This window comes from Flavobacterium solisilvae (genome assembly GCF_012911605.1).
GTDB classification, from domain to species: Bacteria; Bacteroidota; Bacteroidia; order Flavobacteriales; family Flavobacteriaceae; genus Flavobacterium; species Flavobacterium solisilvae.
The window spans coordinates 52,093-69,981 of record NZ_JAAMPT010000208.1; the positions used below are offsets into that span (position 1 = coordinate 52,093).

Genomic DNA, 17,889 nt, shown 5'->3' on the forward strand with positions numbered 1-17,889 from the left:
AAAAGAATTTTTATGTTACAAACAAATATCGAAAATGCGCTGAACAAGCAAATTAGAATCGAAGCCGAGTCATCTCAAATCTATTTATCTATGGCTTGTTGGGCAGAATCTCAAGGACTTGAAGGTGTTGCACAGTTTATGTATGCACAATCTGACGAAGAACGCATGCACATGTTGAAATTGGTAAAATATGTAAACGAAAGAGGTTCGCTTGCAGAAATTACCGATTTGAAAGCACCAAAAACCAAATTTGGAACTTTCAAAGAAATGTTTGAAGAATTGTACCAACACGAATTGTTTGTTTCTAATTCCATCAACGAATTGGTTCACATTACGTTAGGCGAAAAAGATTATGCTACTCATAATTTCTTGCAATGGTATGTTGCCGAACAAATTGAAGAAGAAGCGCAAGCCAAAACAATTTTAGACAAAATCAACTTAATTGGTGAAGATCGTGGCGGATTATATTTGTTTGATCGCGATATTCAACAATTAACAGTAACAAGTTCTATTTCTTTGAATCAAAATCCTTAATATTTTTATTTAGATTGTTTAAAAATAATTATATTTGTACCGAAATTAAATTCGGCTGTTTTGAGCAAGAAGGAAAAAGATAAAAAGAAGAAGAAAAAGGACAAGAAAGAAGCCTTAAAAAAAATTAAGGTCGCCGAAAATTGCAAGTCCAAATGTTGCGAAAAATATAAGAAAAGTGAAAGCAAGCGATGTTCACGTTGCCCAATGTTTGACCTTTTTAAAAAATAAATCCTTCAAGTTATTTGAAGGATTTTTTAATTTATATACGTCCAGTTTTGTCCATCACTAATCACTATTACAGTTCTTAAATTTCCTTCATACATGTATATTTGAGCGCTTCCAACTGTTGAGTTTTTTGGAAATAAAAGATTTGTTGTCGTTGTAAGCTGAGCGGTGACTGCATTTTGGATATTTCTGATAATGTAAACTCTTCCTGGGAACAAGGTAGGATTTGGTAATTGAAATTTATCATCTGTTGCAAGTGGATTTATGGAAATATAAATCCCATCGTCTATTAAAACCGCTGCACCACCATTTCCTGTACCATTTCCGTTTAAGGTAACTGTTTTTAAAGATAAATTTCCGTTGATGTCTAAAGTACTCAAGGGATTATCCGTATTAATTCCAACTTGTGAAAAACCAAAATTCACAGCAAAAAATACTGTAAATAAAATCAACATCAGTTTTGACTTATTCATGACTACAATTTTAATTTTGACAGAAACAGAAATTAAAAGTAATTATTTTATTTTGTAATCATTATCTTAATATTACAGAAATAGTTTCCAAAACGTTTTCGTGTTGAAAACTTCTTGATTTTTAAGTAATTATTATACGAAAATGACAAATAAAAAACGGCAAAATTAAAGTTTTGCCGTTTTAATTTATTCTCAATTACAATTTAAAAAGCATTTAAAACTGAAATTATATCATCTCCATATTTTTCTGTTCTAGCTTTTCCAAAGCTTGAAATATTTTGTAATTCTGAAAAAGTTTTTGGATTTGATTTAGCTATTTCCAACAAATGAGAATTATGACAAATTCTAAAAGCCGACCAATTTAATTTTTCTGCCAAATCGTTTCTCCAACTTCTTAGTGCTTTGAAAGTTTTAAGTTCATCGGTTGATAAATCATCTAGTTGTAATCTATTTTCTGATTTCTGAGCTTTCACTACTTTGGGTTGATAGAAAACTACAGCCGACCAAAAATCGATAGTTCCAGTTGTTACAAAATTAGTTGACGTAAGCTTCACTTCTACTGAGTCTAAAAACTCATTCATTTTAGCTTGATCATTTTGACAATGTTCTTTGCTTAATCGAATATTAAATACCTTGATATTCATAATTACTCGTTTTAGAAATTATTTCCCTAACAAAAGAATATCATTGGCAACAACTTCTGTAACATAACGTTTAACTCCATCTTTATCTAGATAATCGCTGTACGTAAGTTTTCCTTCAATGCAAATCTCTTTGCCTTTTGTTACATATTTTTCAATAACATCGGCAACTTTTCCCCAAGCTTTAACTTTATGCCATTGTGTATCTTCTACTTTTTCACCTTTGGCGTTGATGTAATAATCATTTGTTGCTAAAGTAATGTTAGCTACTTTTTTTCCTTCTCCAAAAGTTTTTACTTCTGGTTCTTGTCCTACGTGACCAATTAACTGTACTTTGTTTTTCATTGCGTTCATGGCGTTTAAATTTAAAATGTTAATGTTAAAATATTTTGTCTTGGTGAAATTTATATAGTCATTGAATTTGATTTTTGCAATTGCTATTGTATTTGTTTCCTTCCGACGATGCAAAGTTGTGACAAGTGCAAAATGTTATTCGGTTGATAAACGTTTACTTTCGTTTGTAAGTGTTTGTTGTCGTTTGTTATTGAATTTATTATTGATAATCAGTGTTTTATTTGTTTTTAACTTGAGTTTGTTTTTTTGTTATATTGCAGTAATAAATGAGTTAGATGCAATTTTATTGAAACCCTTGCAATTTTTGACTACTTAACTAAAAAGCAAAAACAATTAAAACATGAATATAAAACCAAAAGATAAGAGTATAAAATCATTATTTATTTCTGGGAATCAATTTTCAATTCCGAGATTTCAAAGAGAATATTCTTGGGACAAAAAAAATTATCAAGAATTTTTCAATGATATGGTTAATTGCTTAACTATTAAAGATGGAAAGCTAGAAGCAAATAGTTATTTTTTAGGAACAATGTTGTTTGTTGGAGATTATTCTGAAGTTCAAGAAAATACTAAATCAATCTTAGTTGTTGATGGTCAGCAACGCATCACTACTATAACGATATTATTTTCAGCGCTATCTGACATATTTAGAAAAATAGGAGAAGAGAAACTAAGTGAACAGATATTTAGATACATAATGACAAAAGATGATGATGGCGAAGAAGTAAGAATTTTAGAAAGCAAAACACATTATCCGTACTTTTCATTTTTCATACAAGACTTGACAAAAAAAGATGTTATTGAAACAGCTACAGAAGAAGAGGAATGTATTAAAGAGTCTTTTGATTACTTGTATTCAAATTTAGACGAAAAAAAGCTAAGAACTCTTTTAAAGAAAAAACTAGGAAGTGATGCAGTAGATCAAATATTGTATGTTGATATTTTAAAAGCAATCAGAGACCAAGTCTTAGGAACTACATTCATTTCAATTTCAACTCCTAATAAAGAAAACGCAAATATGATATTTGAGATTCTTAATGCCAAAGGGAAAAAATTATCTCACGTAGATTTAATAAAGAATAAAATTTTTGAAATAGTAGATGACAAAGGTTCGGCTGATTTTGCCGAAATCAAATGGTCAGAAATCAAACAAAATTTAATTTCAAGAAATGAGACAATTGGTTTAGCAACTTTTTATAGACACTTTTGGATTTGCAATTACAAAAAAACATCTGCTACCAAATTGTATGATGATTTTCAGAAAGAAGTTAAACCAAAAACTAAAGATCGATATAAAGACTTTTTAAGAGAAATAGAAAAAGATTCTAAAATTTATATTCAAATTCTCAATCCAAGACGTGATGACTACGAAAATAGGAAAGAATATTTTTGGCTGGTTCAGAGTTTAAATGTTTTGATGAACTTCTTTAATATCGTGCAAGTTAGGATTGCTTTACTGGCTTTGTTTAAGACAAAACAAAAAGGTTTAATTAATACAGACAAATTTAAAAGCACCATTATTTATTTAGAAAATTTCCATTTCGCCTATAACTCTATTATTTCGGGAAGCGCAAATAGATTTGAAAATATTTATTCAAAATTTGCAATCGAACTAAACAAATGCACGACTAAGGAACAAGTTGTTAAAAAAATTGATGATGATTTAATTAATCCGTTGAACAACCTTTTTCCTGATTTTCAAGAATTCTCCAAAGGTTTTATTGAGTTAACATTTTCAAAAAAGGATCAACCTAATAATGTCAAATCAAAATACGCCATTAATAAAATAAACGCTTTTTATGATGGACAAGAAGTTTTTCCAGATAATGGATCTATTGAACATCTAAACCCTGAAAAAGATGGTTCAGAATCATTAAAAATCGGCAATCTAATTTTATTAGAAGGGAATTTAAATAATGACGCCGGAGATTTGCAATATGTTGACAAGAAAACAATTTATAAAAAGTCTTCTTACAAATGGATTAAAGAATTTGTAAAAGAAAATGAAAATTGGACTAAAGAACAAATTGACACACGAGCTATCGAACTTGCCAAAGTCTATTATATAAATATTTTTGGGAGAAAAATCGAGGAAATAAATAAAACTGCATCTAACAGTAGTTTTACACCATAGCTAGTTTGTCTTTCTTGGAAAATAATCCGTTAATTCCATTTTGCTTATCTTTCGAATAATTATTAAAGTTCCGCCACTACGCAAAGCCGTGGAACATTACTTTCTAATAAATTTTTCTCAAAAATTAGCTTTTAAAAATGACCTCAACAACCAAAATCGCCAATCGTTTTCGAGAAGTAATCCTCAACGGAACTTGGATTGCCAATACCAATTTCAAAGCACAATTACATGATTTAGATTGGGAAACGGCAACAACAAAATACGATTCATTGAATACCATTGCTGTTTTGGCGCAACACATTCATTACTACATCAATGGTGTGAAAAATGTTTTCAAAGGCGGAACTTTAGACATAAAAGATCAATTGAGTTTTGACTTTCCTCCTATTCAATCGCAACAAGAATGGGACGATTTTTTACAGAAATTTTGGAACGATGCCGAAGAATTTGCTTCCTTAGTCGAACAAATGCCTGATGAGAAGTTGAACGAAGATTTTGTTAATCCAAAATATGGAACTTACTTGCGAAACATCGACGGAATGATTGAACACTGTTATTATCATTTAGGGCAAATATCACTAATCAAAAAGCTACTAAATAACAAATAATCAATTCTATTATTTTTTTACTAACTTCGTTGCATTCTGCTATAAACTCCATTTTTGAATGAAAAACTGTTTAGAATGTGGCGATAAAATTTTAGGACGCGAGGACAAAAAGTTCTGTAGCGATGGTTGTCGTAATAATTACAACAACCGCATGAACAAAGATTCTACCAATATCATGCGGAATATTAACAACAAACTCCGAAAAAATTACCGCATTCTTTCAGAAATTAACTCCGAAGGAAAAACAAAAACCACCAAAGCCAAACTGCTTACCAAAGGTTTTAGCTTTGACTATTTTACCAATATTTTAATTACCAAAACAGGAAACACCTACTACTTTGTCTATGACCAAGGTTATTTGTTGCTCGACAACGATTTCTATATGTTGGTCAAGAAAGATTAACCACCACAATTATGAAAAAAAACTACAACCCAATTCTCTCTTTCCTGCTTTTATTGCTCATTCTTTCAGGCATTTTTTATTTTATGATGCCACAAAATTATGATCAAACCGAAGCTTCACTTGCCGAATTTTCTACCAAACGAGCTTTAGAAAAAGTAAAAACAATCAGCCAAAAACCTCATTTTGTTGGTTCAAAAAATCACGAAGTTGTTGCACAATATTTGGTTAAAGAACTCAAAGAACTTGGTTTATCGCCAACAATTCAAGAAGGTTTCACGCTTTCAGATGGCGGAACTTTAGTAAAATCCAAAAATATTTTAGCCAAAATAAAAGGCAGTTCAAGCGACAAAGCTTTGTTATTGCTTTCGCATTATGATTCTGCGCCACATTCACTTTCGCCTGGCGCAAGTGACGATGCTTCTGGAGTTGCCACAATTCTTGAAAGCGTTCGTGCTTTTTTATACAACAAAACAGCGCACAAAAACGACATCATTATTCTTTTTAGCGATGCCGAAGAATTAGGATTAAACGGTGCGGCACTTTTTGTAACCCAACATCAATGGGCAAAAAACGTTGGATTGGTTTTGAACTTTGAAGCACGTGGCAGTTCTGGTCCAAGTTATATGTTGATGGAAACCAATAAAGGAAATGCCAATATGGTCAAAGCATTTACCGATGGAAAAGCTGATTATCCCGTTTCTAATTCATTGATGTACAGCATTTACAAAATGTTGCCCAATGATACCGATTTGACCGTTTTTAGAGAAAGCGGAAAAATTCAAGGTTTCAATTTTGCCTTTATCGACAGTCATTTTAATTATCATACTGAAAGAGATAATTTTGAAAATCTTAGCCCAAAAACATTGGCACATCAAGGAAGTTATCTTTTTCCGTTGTTGAATTATTTTTCAAATGCTGATTTATCTAATTTAGATTCCAATGATGACAATGTGTATTTCAACATACCATTTGCGTTTGTAAGCTATCCTTTTTCGTGGATTATTCCGATGTTAATTATTGCTTTTGGATTGGTTTTTACTTTTTTATTCATCGGTTTTGGCAAGCATGTTTTGCGAATAGATGAAGTCCTGAAAGGATTTGTTCCTCTATTGTTATCGCTTATAGTTACTGGAGGAATTACGTATATCGGATGGAAATTATTACTCGAATTTTATCCGCAATATCAAGATATTCTTCACGGATTTACCTATAACGGACACGATTATATTTATGCTTTCACGAGTTTATCGATAGCGATTTGTTTCCTTTTTTATCAAAATTCAGGAAAACGAAATGCCGAAATGAACCAAGCTTTTGCGCCATTATTTCTTTGGTTACTTTTAAATCTTGGTATTGTAATTTTCTTAAAAGGTGCAGGGTTTTTAATTATTCCGGTAATTTCAAGCGCATTGATGCTTGGAATTTATGTTTTAACACAAAAATCAAATTGGTTAATCAATTGCATTTTGGCCATTCCAACTTTAATAATTCTTCCACCATTTATTCAAATGTTTCCTGTTGGTTTAGGTTTAAAAATACTTTATGGAAGTGCGATTTTAACCGTTTTAACCTTCGGATTATTAATTCCTGTTTTTGGTTCATTCAACAAAAAAGGAATTTGGTCAGCCGTTTTCTTTTTGCTGAGCATCGGATTATTCGTAAAAGCGCATCAAACCTCTGATTATACAATTGAACGACCAAAACCAAACAGCTTGGTTTATCTTCATGATGCTGACGCAAATAAATCGTATTGGACAACGTATGATGTGAATTTAGACGAATGGACGAAAGGTTATTTAGGCGAAAATCCCAAAAATGCCGAAACGCTGAATACCAATAAATTGTACAGCAAATATGGTTCTCAATTTACATTTATGAGCGACGCGCCAAACAAAAATATTGCAACACCAACGATTGAGTTTCTTCGTGATACTTTGAAAGGAAACCAACGTTTGTATCAAATAAAAATCACACCAAATCGTGCTGTAAACCGTTATGATATTTTCAATGCGAATAACGCAAAACTTCATAATTTGGTTGCTAATGGTGCCAAAGCAATTGATTTCAAAAGCAACATCAGCGGAAGAAATTCGGGTAAAATTTTGAGTTATTATGTAGTGAATAACGAACCGTTGATTTTAAGTTTTTCAATTTCAAATGAAAACAAACTCGATTTGAATTTGGTGGAAAGTTCGTTTGATTTATTAACCAATCCAAAATTTACTGTTACCAAAAGAAAAGATTGGATGATTTCTACGCCATTTGTATTGAATAATGCGATTATTATTCGTCAAAAAATAAAACCAACGCCAGTTTTAGAAGACAATCCAAAACCTCAACTTTACCGAAGAAACGTTGCTTCACGCGACAGTTTATCAGTAAGAAATGATAGTTTACGATAATGACTATTTCGATTTTAGGTTGCGGTTGGTTGGGTTTTCCTTTGGCAAAATCACTTTTGAAAAAAGGGTTTTTGGTAAAAGGTTCAACAACAACTTTGGAGAAAATATCAGTTATGGAAAATGCTGGAATTGATGCTTTTCATATTGCTTTATCCGAAGTAGAAATTGTTGGCGAAATGGATGCTTTTTTGTCCAATTCAGAAATCTTAATTATTGATATTCCACCAAAATTAAGAGGAAATTCTAATGAAAATTTTGTTGCTAAAATTCAAAATCTAATTCCGTTCATAGAAAAATCATCGGTTGAAAAAGTGATTTTTGTGAGTTCTACTTCGGTTTATTCTGATGCTATTTCTATAGATTTAATAACTGAAAAGACCATTCCAAATCCTGATACAGAAAGTGGAAAACAACTTTTGGAAGCCGAAAAAATATTGCAAAATAATTCCAATTTCAGAACTACCGTTATTCGTTTTGGTGGATTGATTGGCGAAGATCGACATCCAATAAAGTTTTTAGCCGGAAGAGAAAATCTTGAAAATCCTGAAGCACCAATTAATTTAATTCATCAATTAGATTGCATTGGAATTATTACAGAGATTTTAGAGAAAAATTGTTTTGGTAAAACATTTAACGCTGTTTCGCCATTTCATCCGACACGAAAAGTTTATTATTCTAAAAAAGCGTTGGAACTTAATTTACCATTACCAAAGTTTGACGAAAGCAAACCTTCGGTTGGGAAAATCATTTCTTCAGAAAAAATTGAAACCGTTTTAAAATATACTTTTCAGAAACCTGAGTTATAATAAAAAAACCTGACAGGTTTTGAAAACCTGTCAGGTTTAAAATTTCATTAACTTGTAATTACCAAATTTTCACTCGTTTTTCTGGAGCTAAATACATTCCGTCGCCAGGTTTTATATTGAACGCTTGATGGAAGGTTTCCAAGTTCAACAACGGAACGTAAGCGCGGTACATTCCTGGTGAATGCGGATCGGTTTTCACTTGATTTTTGATGGCTTCGTCACGCATTTTGCTTCTCCAAATGGTTGCCCATGAAATGAATAATCGTTGTTCTGGTGTAAATCCATCGATTAATCCTGGGTTTCCATTTTCTTTTAAATACAATTGTAAGCCGTCATAAGCTGCGTTAATTCCACCTAAATCACCAATGTTTTCACCCAATGTAAATTTTCCATCAACTTTTGTTCCCGGTAATGGTTCCAATGCTGAATATTGTTCGGCCAACGCAGTTCCAAGTGCTGTGAATTGTTTTAAATCTTCGTCTGTCCACCAGTTGACCAAGTTTCCGTCGGCATTATATCGTGAACCTGAATCGTCAAAACCGTGTGAAATTTCGTGGCCAATTACTGCTCCAATTCCACCATAATTTACAGCTTCATCGGCTTTGTAATCATAAAATGGCGGTTGTAAAATTGCCGCTGGAAATACGATTTCATTGTTTGACGGATTGAAATAAGCATTTACTGTTTGTGGCGACATTCCCCATTCGGTTTTGTCAACTGGTTTTCCTAGTTTGTCGATATTTTTCTTGAAACTCCAATTGGCAATATTTTTAGAATTTTCAAAATAGCTTCCTCCTTCGGCTGGACTTTTAATTATTAATGCCGAATAGTCTTTCCATTTATCAGGATAACCAATTTTTACGGTCATTTTATTTAATTTTTCAATGGCTTGTTTTTTGGTAGTTTCTGACATCCAAGGCAAGTTGTTGATACGGATTTCATAAGCACGAATTACGTTTTTAATCATTTTTTCGGCTTTGGCTTTAGCTTCTGCTGGGAACATTTTTTCTACGTACAATTTACCTAAAGCTTCGCCAGTTGCGCCATTAATTACTTGTAATGCATTTTCGTTTCTTGGTCGTTGTTTGATTGCACCGCTTAAGGTTTTGCTGTAAAAATCCCAATTGGCTTTTTCAATATCGGTTGAAAGTTTGCTTGCAGCATTGTTCAACAAAGTCCAACGCATATAAGCTTTCCAATCGTCAACTTTATTTTCTGCAAAAATAGTTTCCAAAGCTTGCATGTATTTAGGTTGCGATACAATTAACGTATCTACTTTTGGCAAACCAATTCCGGTGATGTATTTTTCCCAATTTACTGAATTTGTCAATTTTTGCAAATCGGCAATCGTCATCGGGTTGTATGATTTTCTTCTGTCGCGACGTTCTACTCTGTCAAATCTTGGTTTAGACATGGCAATTTCTAAAGCCAAAATTTTCTCTGCATTCTTTTGAGCCACTGCTGGTTTGTCGCCAAGAAATTATAACATTCTGGCTACGTGTTTTACATATTTTTCGCGTTTTTCTTTAGAATCAGCATCGTCAGAAACATAATAATCTCTATCAGGCAAACCAACTGAACCTGGACCAACGTTTACCACATTTTTGTTGCTGTCTTTAGCATCTGTTCCAACACCAACACCAAAAAAACCAATTCCGCCTTGTGGTGCCATTTCAATCATCAATTTTTGTAAATCGGCTACATTTTTTACTGCATTTATTTTTGCCAAATAAGGTTTTAATGGAGCAATTCCCGCTTTGTTTCGGGCAATGGTATCCATGATGGTTTTGTATAGATTTACTGCTTTTCCTTGATCAGTAGCCGAAGTATATTTTGGATCTTTTGACGCTTCATCCAAAATTTTCAATGCGTCAATATCGGTTTTTTGGCGAAGCTCATCAAAACTTCCCCAACGCGTTCTATCAGCAGGAATTTCAGTATTGTTCAACCAGGTTCCATTTACAAAACGGAAGAAATCATCACTTGGTTTTACCGATTTATCCATAAGTGAAACATCAATTCCGGAGTGTTTTTGTTGTGCATTTGTTTCATTGATTCCCAAAGCAATCAATAATGCCAAGAAAGTTTAGTACTCGTTTTTCTCATAATTAAACAATTGTAGTTTCTACAAATTTATCGATAATAACTCGATTTTACCATTTTTAACAAAATTATAAGACTTGATAAAGTGATAAAAATTAGTCGTTGCCGATTGCTTTTGTACTTTTGTAAAAAAATAATTATGCTTGCTTTTTTCAAAAAATATAAGCTTTTCTTCATCGGACTTTTTGTTTTTTCAGTTGTAACCATTGCTTTGTTTTACAATGCTTTGAAACCTGAAAAAGAGTTGCCAATCTTCAATCCATCTGATGTAAATTCTGAATTGGTTGATAGTACCGTTCAACATGTTGGGAAATATCATACGATTGCCGATTTTTCTTTTACCAATCAAAACGGAAAAACAATAACTCAGAAAGACTATGAAGGAAAGATTTATGTAGCCGATTTTTTCTTTACTACTTGTCAAACGATTTGTCCAATCATGACAACAAACATGACCGAAGTTCAAAAAGCTTTCAGTAAAAATCCGAAAGTGATGATTTTATCACATACCGTTACGCCTGAAATTGACAGTGTTCCGGTTTTGAAACAATATGCTTTGAAACAAAATGTTGATGATAGCAAATGGAATATGGTAACTGGCGATAAAAAGGACATTTATTACATTGCTAGAAAATCTTATTTAGCAGTGAAAACAGGTAAACCAGAAGAAATGTATGATATGGTTCATACCGAAAATTTTGTTTTAGTTGATACAAAACGAAGAGTTCGCGGCTTTTATGACGGAACAAAAAAAGAAGATGTTCAGCGGTTGATTGAAGACATTAACTGGTTATTGGAACACGATTAATTTGCCAAAATTGATAATTATCATCCTTTTTCCTTTTCTATTTTTTATCTTTGTATTTTAATTCAATCTAAATAAGATTTGCAAACAACTATCGACACACTTCAAAAAGGTCAAAAAGCAGTCATCCTTTCATTTGACGACGCTATCATTCCGTTGAAACTCATAGAAATGGGTTGCATGGAAGGAAATTTTGTAGAAGTAATACAAATTGCGCCACTTGGAGATCCGATTTTTTTATCAGTAAATGACACAAATCTTGCTATTAGAAAAGAAATGGCAAGCAGGATTTTTGTGGAAATACAAAAGTAAAATGACAAAAAACGACACTTTAAAAATAGCTTTAGTTGGTAATCCAAACACAGGAAAGACTTCGTTATTCAACTCGCTTACAGGTTTGCGTCAGCAAGTAGGAAACTATCCTGGAATTACGGTTGAAAAAAAACAAGGTTCGTTTCATTTAGAAAACCATCAAAAAGTTACCGTAATCGATTTGCCTGGAACGTATAGTTTAAATCCAAGTTCGATTGACGAAAGTGTTACCACTGAATTTTTGTTAAACAATGAAGACAAAAATTTTCCTCAAGTTGCTATTGTCGTTGCCGAAGCCGAAAATTTAAAGCGAAATCTGTTGCTTTTTACACAAGTAAAAGATTTAGGAATTCCAACGATTTTGGTCATCAATATGGCAGACAGAATGCAATTGAAAGGAATTTCGATAAACAAAGAAAATCTGGAAAAACAACTCGATACCACCATAATTTTAACTAGTACTCGAAATAATTCTGGAATTTCTGAACTGAAAAATTGTATTCAGAATTTTCAAAAATTATCTGGAAAACCACTTTTTTCAAACGATATTTCAACCTATAAAGATTGGCTTTCTTCTACCTATAAAATTGGTTTTGTTGAAATTGAAGACAAACAAAAACAAATTGCTGTAAAAAAAGAACAACATCAAGAAACCGTAAAACGATACCAATTTATCAATTCGGTTTTAAAAGGAAATTTTGAAAAAGACAAGACAAAAGCAACCGATTTTGATTCGAGATTGGACAAAATCCTGACGCATAAATTTTTTGGTTATATTATTTTTTTAGTGTTGTTAATGCTAATGTTTCAGGCGATTTTTTCTTGGTCTGGACCGTTTATGGATTTCATTGACGAAAGTTTTGCTTCTTTGTCTGAAACTATAGCTTCAATTTTACCCGAAGGAAAAATTAATGAACTCATTAGTCAAGGAATTATTCCTGGAATTGGCGGAATTGTGATTTTTGTGCCACAAATTGCCATGCTATTTCTATTCATTTCCGTTCTAGAAGAAAGCGGTTATATGTCGAGAGTTGTGTTTTTGATGGACAAAATTATGCGAAAATTTGGACTGAACGGAAAAAGTGTCGTGCCATTAATCTCCGGAAATGCTTGTGCCATTCCAGCCGTTATGGCAACTAGAAATATTGAAGATTGGAAAGAACGATTGATTACTATTCTGGTAACGCCATTTTCGGTTTGTTCTGCACGATTACCAGTTTATACCATATTAATTTCGCTAATTGTACCTGAACAAAAAATCTTAGGGTTTATCAATTCGCAAGCTTTAGCTTTGTTAGGAATGTATGTTTTTGGGATTGTTTTGGCTTTACTTTCATCCATTATTTTGACCAAAATCATTAAGGCAAAAAGCAAATCCTATTTTGTTATCGAAATGCCTTCGTATAAAATGCCACTACTTCAAAACGTTTTTTACACAGTTTTTGAAAAAACAAAATCATTTGTAATTGATGCCGGAAAAATCATTTTGGCGGTTTCGGTTGTGCTTTGGTTTTTGGCTTCTCATGGCGGAGAAACTTTTGACAATGCTGAAAAAATTGTGAGTAGTCAACTTGAAAATCAAAACCTTTCTGAAGCGGAACTTACTGCAAAAATTGCTTCGTTTCAAATTGAAAACTCCTATATTGGAACAATGGGAAAAGCTATCGAACCTGTAATAAAACCTTTGGGTTACGATTGGAAAATTGGAATTGCAATCATTACTTCATTTGCCGCAAGAGAAGTTTTTGTTGGAACATTAGCAACGATTTATAGCGTTGAAAATGCTGAAGACGAAGGAACGATAAAATCGAGAATGCAAACCGCAACGTTTACTAACGGCGAAAAAGTATTTACTACTGCAACCGGAATTTCATTATTGTTCTTCTATGCCATTGCTATGCAATGTGGCGCAACTGTTGCTATTGTAAAACGCGAAACCAATTCGTGGAAATGGGCTTTACTTCAACTTTTCGGGCTAGGAATTATGGCTTATTTAGCCGCATTAGTCGCTTATCAAGTGCTAAATTAGTTCAACAAAAGTTAAACTTTTTTTCTATTTTTTTGATATTCATTTAATTATAAAATATTTTAAATTTTAATTATTTATAATTTGTCTAAATAAATATTAGATAGTATTTTTGCAGCGTAGATTTAATCTAAATAAAATGAAGCGAATACTATTTGCCCTTTCCGTACTAACTTGCAGTACACAAATTCAAGCTCAAGAAAAACAAAACAATCAAAAGCGACAAGATAGCACAAGTACTTTGAAAGAAGTAGTTATCAATGCTAGTAAAATTTTAGGAAGTAAATTTGAAGCCGAAAACAGAACTGGTTCCGCTTCTTATATTTCGCCCGAAGATTTAAAAAAATTCAATTATACTGACGTTAACCGCATTTTGAGAACCGTTCCCGGTGTGAATGTTTTTGAAGAAGATGGTTTTGGACTTCGACCAAACATCAGTTTGAGAGGAACTTCAGCTGAAAGAAGTTCAAAAATTACATTAATGGAAGATGGTGTTCTAATTGCACCGGCACCATACAGCGCACCAGCAGCTTATTATGTTCCGTCGTTAGCCAGAATGAACGCTGTAGAAATCTTAAAAGGAAGCAGCCAAATCCAATATGGTCCGTTTACAACTGGTGGTGCAATTAACTTTATTTCTGCTCCAATCCCAAATAAATTCAGCGGAAGTATCATCAGCGATTATGGCAGTTTTAATACGAGTAGAACCAATGCTTCAATTGGTGTTGCCGACAAAAATGTTGGTGTTTTGGTACAATACTTAAACTTTAATTCGGATGGTTTTAAAAACCTATTGAATGATCAAAATACCGGTTTTGACAAAAATGATTTCATGGCAAAACTGCATCTTACAACAGATACTGATAAAAAAATAGTCAACTCATTGGACTTGAAAATTCAATATGCAGATGAAGATGCCAATGAAACCTATTTAGGTTTAACTCAGGCTGATTATGACAAAAATCCGTTTATGCGATATGCATCGTCTCAAAAAGACAATATCACAACAAAAAACAACCATATTGCCATAACACATACTCTAAAAGTTGATAAATATTTCAGTTTGACGACTACAGCTTACCGAAATCATTTTTCAAGAAATTGGTATAAATTGGATGCTGTGAGTTTTGGCGGAACTAAAAAAGGAATTTCAGAAATTCTAGAAAATCCAGAAACTTTAAGCAATTATTATGCTATAATCACAGGAGAAACTGATGGTGCAAATAATTCTTTATCGGTAAAAGCAAATAACAGAAACTATTTATCACAAGGTATTCAAACTAAATTTGATTATCATTTTGCTACCGGAAATGTATTCCACGATGTAGAAATTGGCGCAAGACTTCACAAAGATGAAGAAGATCGTTTTCAATGGGCTGATGGTTACAACATCGTTAATAATGTTATGAATTTGACAAATGCTGGAACGGCAGGTTCTGATGATAACCGAGTTGCTCATGCAAAAGCACTGGCATTGCATATTCAATACAAATTAAAATACAACAAATTAACCGTTACTCCTGGATTACGTTTTGAAACTATTGATTTATGGAATCAAAACTATGGAAAAGTTGATCCAACAAGAACCGGAGCTAATTTGGTTGAAAATGATAACCATGTTAAAGTTTGGTTACCCGGAATTGGAGCAAACTACAAATGGAACAACAATGTATCTGTTTTTGCAGGCGTTCACAAAGGATTTGCACCACCAACGAACAGAACTGGTCAAGATGCCGAAAGTAGCATAAACTATGAATTAGGAACTCGTTTTAGAGTGAAAAAATTATACGCAGAAATAGTTGGTTTCTACAACGATTACAGCAACATGTTAGGAAGTGATTTAGCAGCAAGTGGCGGAAGCGGAACCTTAGACCAATTCAATGCCGGAGAAGTTCGCGTTAACGGAGTTGAAGTACTTTTAAACTACAATGTTTTAGCGGAAACAAGCAAATTCAAAGTTCCTGTAACGTTTAGCTATACCATGACCAATACCGAATTCCTAAATGATTTTGCAAGCACTGACGGAACTTGGGGAACAATTTCAAAAGGCGACGAGATTCCATATATTTCAAAACATCAATTTCAATCGTCAATTGGTGTTGAGCACGAAAAATTTGAAGCAACCGTTTCTGGTAGATTGAATGGAAAATTCAGAACGCAAGCCGGAAAAGGTAGTATTCCTGCAAACGAATTGGTTCCAAATAGCTTTGTAGTTGATTTTGCCGCAAAATACAATTTGAACAAATACATTGGCATCATAGGAAACATCAACAATGTTTTTGATACTACTTATTTGGTATCGAGAGTTCCGGCAGGTTTACGTCCGGGAATGCCATTTTTTGCTTCAGCAGGTTTGGTAGCACAATTTTAATTTTCATCATGTTTAGTTAATAAAAAAGCAATCTTAGTAAATTAAGATTGCTTTTTGTTATTTTTGATAAATGGATATACAAGAAATTTTGGTTTATGTAGTTTTGGCAGTAGCAATCGTTTTCCTACTGAGAAAATTTGTGTTTAAACCTAAAAACAAAAAAGGGAAATGTGATACCGATTGCGGTTGTCATTAACCCAAAGCCACGTCAAGTGTCATCATCACTATAAATCCGCCAATAAAACCAAGTGTAGCAATATCGGTATTTTTGTCTTGTTGCGTTTCGGGAATTACTTCTTCAACTACTACAAATATCATTGCGCCTGCGGCAAATGCCAAAGCATAAGGTAAAATTGGAATAAAAAACATTACTGCAACTGCGCCCAAAACTCCAGCAATTGGTTCTACTAATGCCGATGATTGTCCATACATAAAACTTTTGGTTCTGCTCATTCCCATTCGTCGTAGCGGCATCGAAACCGCAATTCCTTCAGGAAAATTTTGAATTCCAATTCCAATTGCCAAAGTCACAGCTCCAGCAATTGATGCTTCGGGAATTCCTGCAGCAACTCCGCCAAACAAAACTCCAACCGCTAAACCTTCGGGAATATTGTGTAAAGTAATCGCTAAAACCAATAGCGTTGTACGTTGCCAAGGCGATTTTATACCTTCGGTTTCTTTGAAATTAATGTGTAAATGAGGTAATGTTTTGTCTAATGCAAAAATGAAAAGTGCGCCCATTAAAAACCCAACTGCAGCCGGAATTACCTTTACAAAACCTTCGCCTTTACTCATTTCAATGGCTGGTGCCAATAAACTCCAAAAACTTGCTGCAACCATTACACCACCTGTAAAACCAAGCATTCCATCAAGAACAACACGGTTCATAGTTTTAAAAAAGAATACAAATGATGCACCAAGTGCCGTTAAAAACCAAGTAAATAAAGTAGCATACAATGCAGCTAAAACTGGATTTATACTTTCGAAATATTCAATTATTGTTTCAAACATAATTATTGAACGTATAAGTTATTTGCAATTTTATTGGAAATAGTAATCTGTTTTGAATTGACTTCAACTAATAATGTATCGTCAAAACTTTCTTTTTCTTTTACTACAAAAGTGGAACCCAATGCAATTTTTTGTTTGTCTAAATATTTCAAAAACTCCGAAGAAGAGTCTTTCACACCAACACATTGATATTCTTTGTTGATTTCAACTTCTGAAAGTAATAATTTGTTCACTTTTTTCATCACGCCGTTAACATCAGGAATTGGATCACCATGAGGATCAAATGCAGGAAAATCCAAGTATTCATCCAATTTATTAATCAAAGTTTCCGATTTTATATGTTCCAATTCTTCGGCAATATCATGAACTTCATCCCAAGCAAAACCCAATTTTTCTACCAAAAAAACTTCCCATAAACGGTGCTTTCTCACAATCATTTTGGCAGAACGAAAACCATTTTCAGTTAATGTTACGCCTTGATATTTTTGATAAGCAACCAAATCTTTCTCGGATAGTTTCTTCAACATATCGGTAACCGAAGATGCTTTGGTATCAAGCATTCCGGCAATAGCATTGGTGTTTACGCCTTTGGGAGAAACCAGCGATAAATGATAAATTACTTTTAAATAATTTTCTTCTGAAATTGTCATTGAAAACGAATTATTTACAGCAAATAAAAGA

16 protein-coding genes and 1 pseudogene are annotated in these 17,889 nt (G+C 33.0%); 11 read left to right on the top strand and 6 right to left on the bottom strand.

The genetic code is table 11. The features are described 5' to 3' along the window. The first annotated feature begins 12 nt into the window (after nucleotides 1-12). The gene (locus G6042_RS10525; protein ID WP_169524397.1) at nucleotides 13-534 is read left to right on the top strand and encodes a ferritin; all 522 of its coding nucleotides are present in this window, start codon (nucleotides 13-15) and stop codon (nucleotides 532-534) included. 254 nt (nucleotides 535-788) lie between these two features. Here G6042_RS10525 and G6042_RS10530 read toward each other — a convergent pair whose 3' ends face one another. From G6042_RS10530 to G6042_RS10540, 3 genes are all read right to left on the bottom strand, one after another. Next, nucleotides 789-1,232: a hypothetical protein gene (locus tag G6042_RS10530; RefSeq protein WP_169524398.1), complete on the bottom strand. Its 444-nt coding sequence runs from the start codon at nucleotides 1,230-1,232 to the stop codon at nucleotides 789-791. Nucleotides 1,233-1,435: 203 nt separating this feature from the next. After that, nucleotides 1,436-1,876, bottom strand: a complete 441-nt coding sequence (locus G6042_RS10535) for an HRDC domain-containing protein (RefSeq protein WP_169524399.1) — start codon at nucleotides 1,874-1,876, stop codon at nucleotides 1,436-1,438. 18 nt (nucleotides 1,877-1,894) lie between these two features. Then, the gene (locus G6042_RS10540) at nucleotides 1,895-2,227 is read right to left on the bottom strand and encodes a single-stranded DNA-binding protein (protein WP_169524400.1); all 333 of its coding nucleotides are present in this window, start codon (nucleotides 2,225-2,227) and stop codon (nucleotides 1,895-1,897) included. A gap of 340 nt (nucleotides 2,228-2,567) precedes the next feature. Here G6042_RS10540 and G6042_RS10545 point away from each other — a divergent pair, with 340 nt between their 5' ends. The 5 genes from G6042_RS10545 (at nucleotide 2,568) to G6042_RS10565 (ending at nucleotide 8,580) form a co-directional block, all read left to right on the top strand. Continuing rightward, nucleotides 2,568-4,361, top strand: coding sequence for a DUF262 domain-containing protein (locus tag G6042_RS10545; RefSeq protein ID WP_169524401.1), 1,794 nt, complete (start codon nucleotides 2,568-2,570; stop codon nucleotides 4,359-4,361). Nucleotides 4,362-4,498: 137 nt separating this feature from the next. Beyond that, nucleotides 4,499-4,969, top strand: a complete 471-nt coding sequence (locus G6042_RS10550; protein ID WP_169524402.1) for a DUF1572 domain-containing protein — start codon at nucleotides 4,499-4,501, stop codon at nucleotides 4,967-4,969. Nucleotides 4,970-5,027: 58 nt separating this feature from the next. Then, on the top strand, nucleotides 5,028-5,372 hold the full coding sequence (locus G6042_RS10555; protein WP_169524403.1) for a hypothetical protein: 345 nt from the start codon (nucleotides 5,028-5,030) through the stop codon (nucleotides 5,370-5,372). 11 nt (nucleotides 5,373-5,383) lie between these two features. After that, a complete protein-coding gene (locus tag G6042_RS10560) occupies nucleotides 5,384-7,774 on the top strand; it encodes a M28 family peptidase (RefSeq protein ID WP_235933284.1) in 2,391 nt (796 codons plus the stop codon). Beyond that, nucleotides 7,774-8,580 carry a Rossmann-fold NAD(P)-binding domain-containing protein gene (locus tag G6042_RS10565; protein WP_169524404.1) on the top strand — a complete coding sequence of 269 codons (807 nt, stop codon included), beginning with the start codon at nucleotides 7,774-7,776 and terminating at the stop codon, nucleotides 8,578-8,580. Before G6042_RS10560 ends, G6042_RS10565 begins: the two co-directional genes overlap by 1 nt. A 58-nt stretch (nucleotides 8,581-8,638) precedes the next feature. Here G6042_RS10565 and G6042_RS10570 read toward each other — a convergent pair. Next, a pseudogene (locus G6042_RS10570) lies at nucleotides 8,639-10,660 on the bottom strand (M13 family metallopeptidase). A 162-nt stretch (nucleotides 10,661-10,822) separates the two neighbouring features. Between G6042_RS10570 and G6042_RS10575 the strand changes: the two are divergent. From G6042_RS10575 to G6042_RS10595, 5 genes are all read left to right on the top strand, one after another. Further along, nucleotides 10,823-11,491, top strand: coding sequence for an SCO family protein (locus tag G6042_RS10575; protein ID WP_169524405.1), 669 nt, complete (start codon nucleotides 10,823-10,825; stop codon nucleotides 11,489-11,491). A 78-nt stretch (nucleotides 11,492-11,569) separates the two neighbouring features. Then, on the top strand, nucleotides 11,570-11,800 hold the full coding sequence (locus G6042_RS10580; RefSeq protein ID WP_169524406.1) for a FeoA family protein: 231 nt from the start codon (nucleotides 11,570-11,572) through the stop codon (nucleotides 11,798-11,800). 1 nt (nucleotide 11,801) lies between these two features. Further along, complete coding sequence (gene feoB / locus G6042_RS10585) at nucleotides 11,802-13,829, top strand: ferrous iron transport protein B (protein ID WP_169524407.1); 2,028 nt, start codon at nucleotides 11,802-11,804, stop codon at nucleotides 13,827-13,829. 136 nt (nucleotides 13,830-13,965) lie between these two features. Then, the gene (locus G6042_RS10590) at nucleotides 13,966-16,197 is read left to right on the top strand and encodes a TonB-dependent receptor family protein (RefSeq protein WP_169524408.1); all 2,232 of its coding nucleotides are present in this window, start codon (nucleotides 13,966-13,968) and stop codon (nucleotides 16,195-16,197) included. 70 nt (nucleotides 16,198-16,267) lie between these two features. Further along, a complete protein-coding gene (locus G6042_RS10595; protein WP_169524409.1) occupies nucleotides 16,268-16,393 on the top strand; it encodes a FeoB-associated Cys-rich membrane protein in 126 nt (41 codons plus the stop codon). On the opposite strand, the gene G6042_RS10600 is transcribed toward G6042_RS10595, so the two are convergent. After that, the gene (locus G6042_RS10600; protein ID WP_169524410.1) at nucleotides 16,390-17,208 is read right to left on the bottom strand and encodes a ZIP family metal transporter; all 819 of its coding nucleotides are present in this window, start codon (nucleotides 17,206-17,208) and stop codon (nucleotides 16,390-16,392) included. The genes G6042_RS10595 and G6042_RS10600 overlap by 4 nt on opposite strands. Before the next feature lie 2 nt (nucleotides 17,209-17,210). Continuing rightward, a complete protein-coding gene (locus G6042_RS10605) occupies nucleotides 17,211-17,858 on the bottom strand; it encodes a metal-dependent transcriptional regulator (protein ID WP_169524411.1) in 648 nt (215 codons plus the stop codon). Between the last annotated feature and the right edge of the window lie 31 nt (nucleotides 17,859-17,889).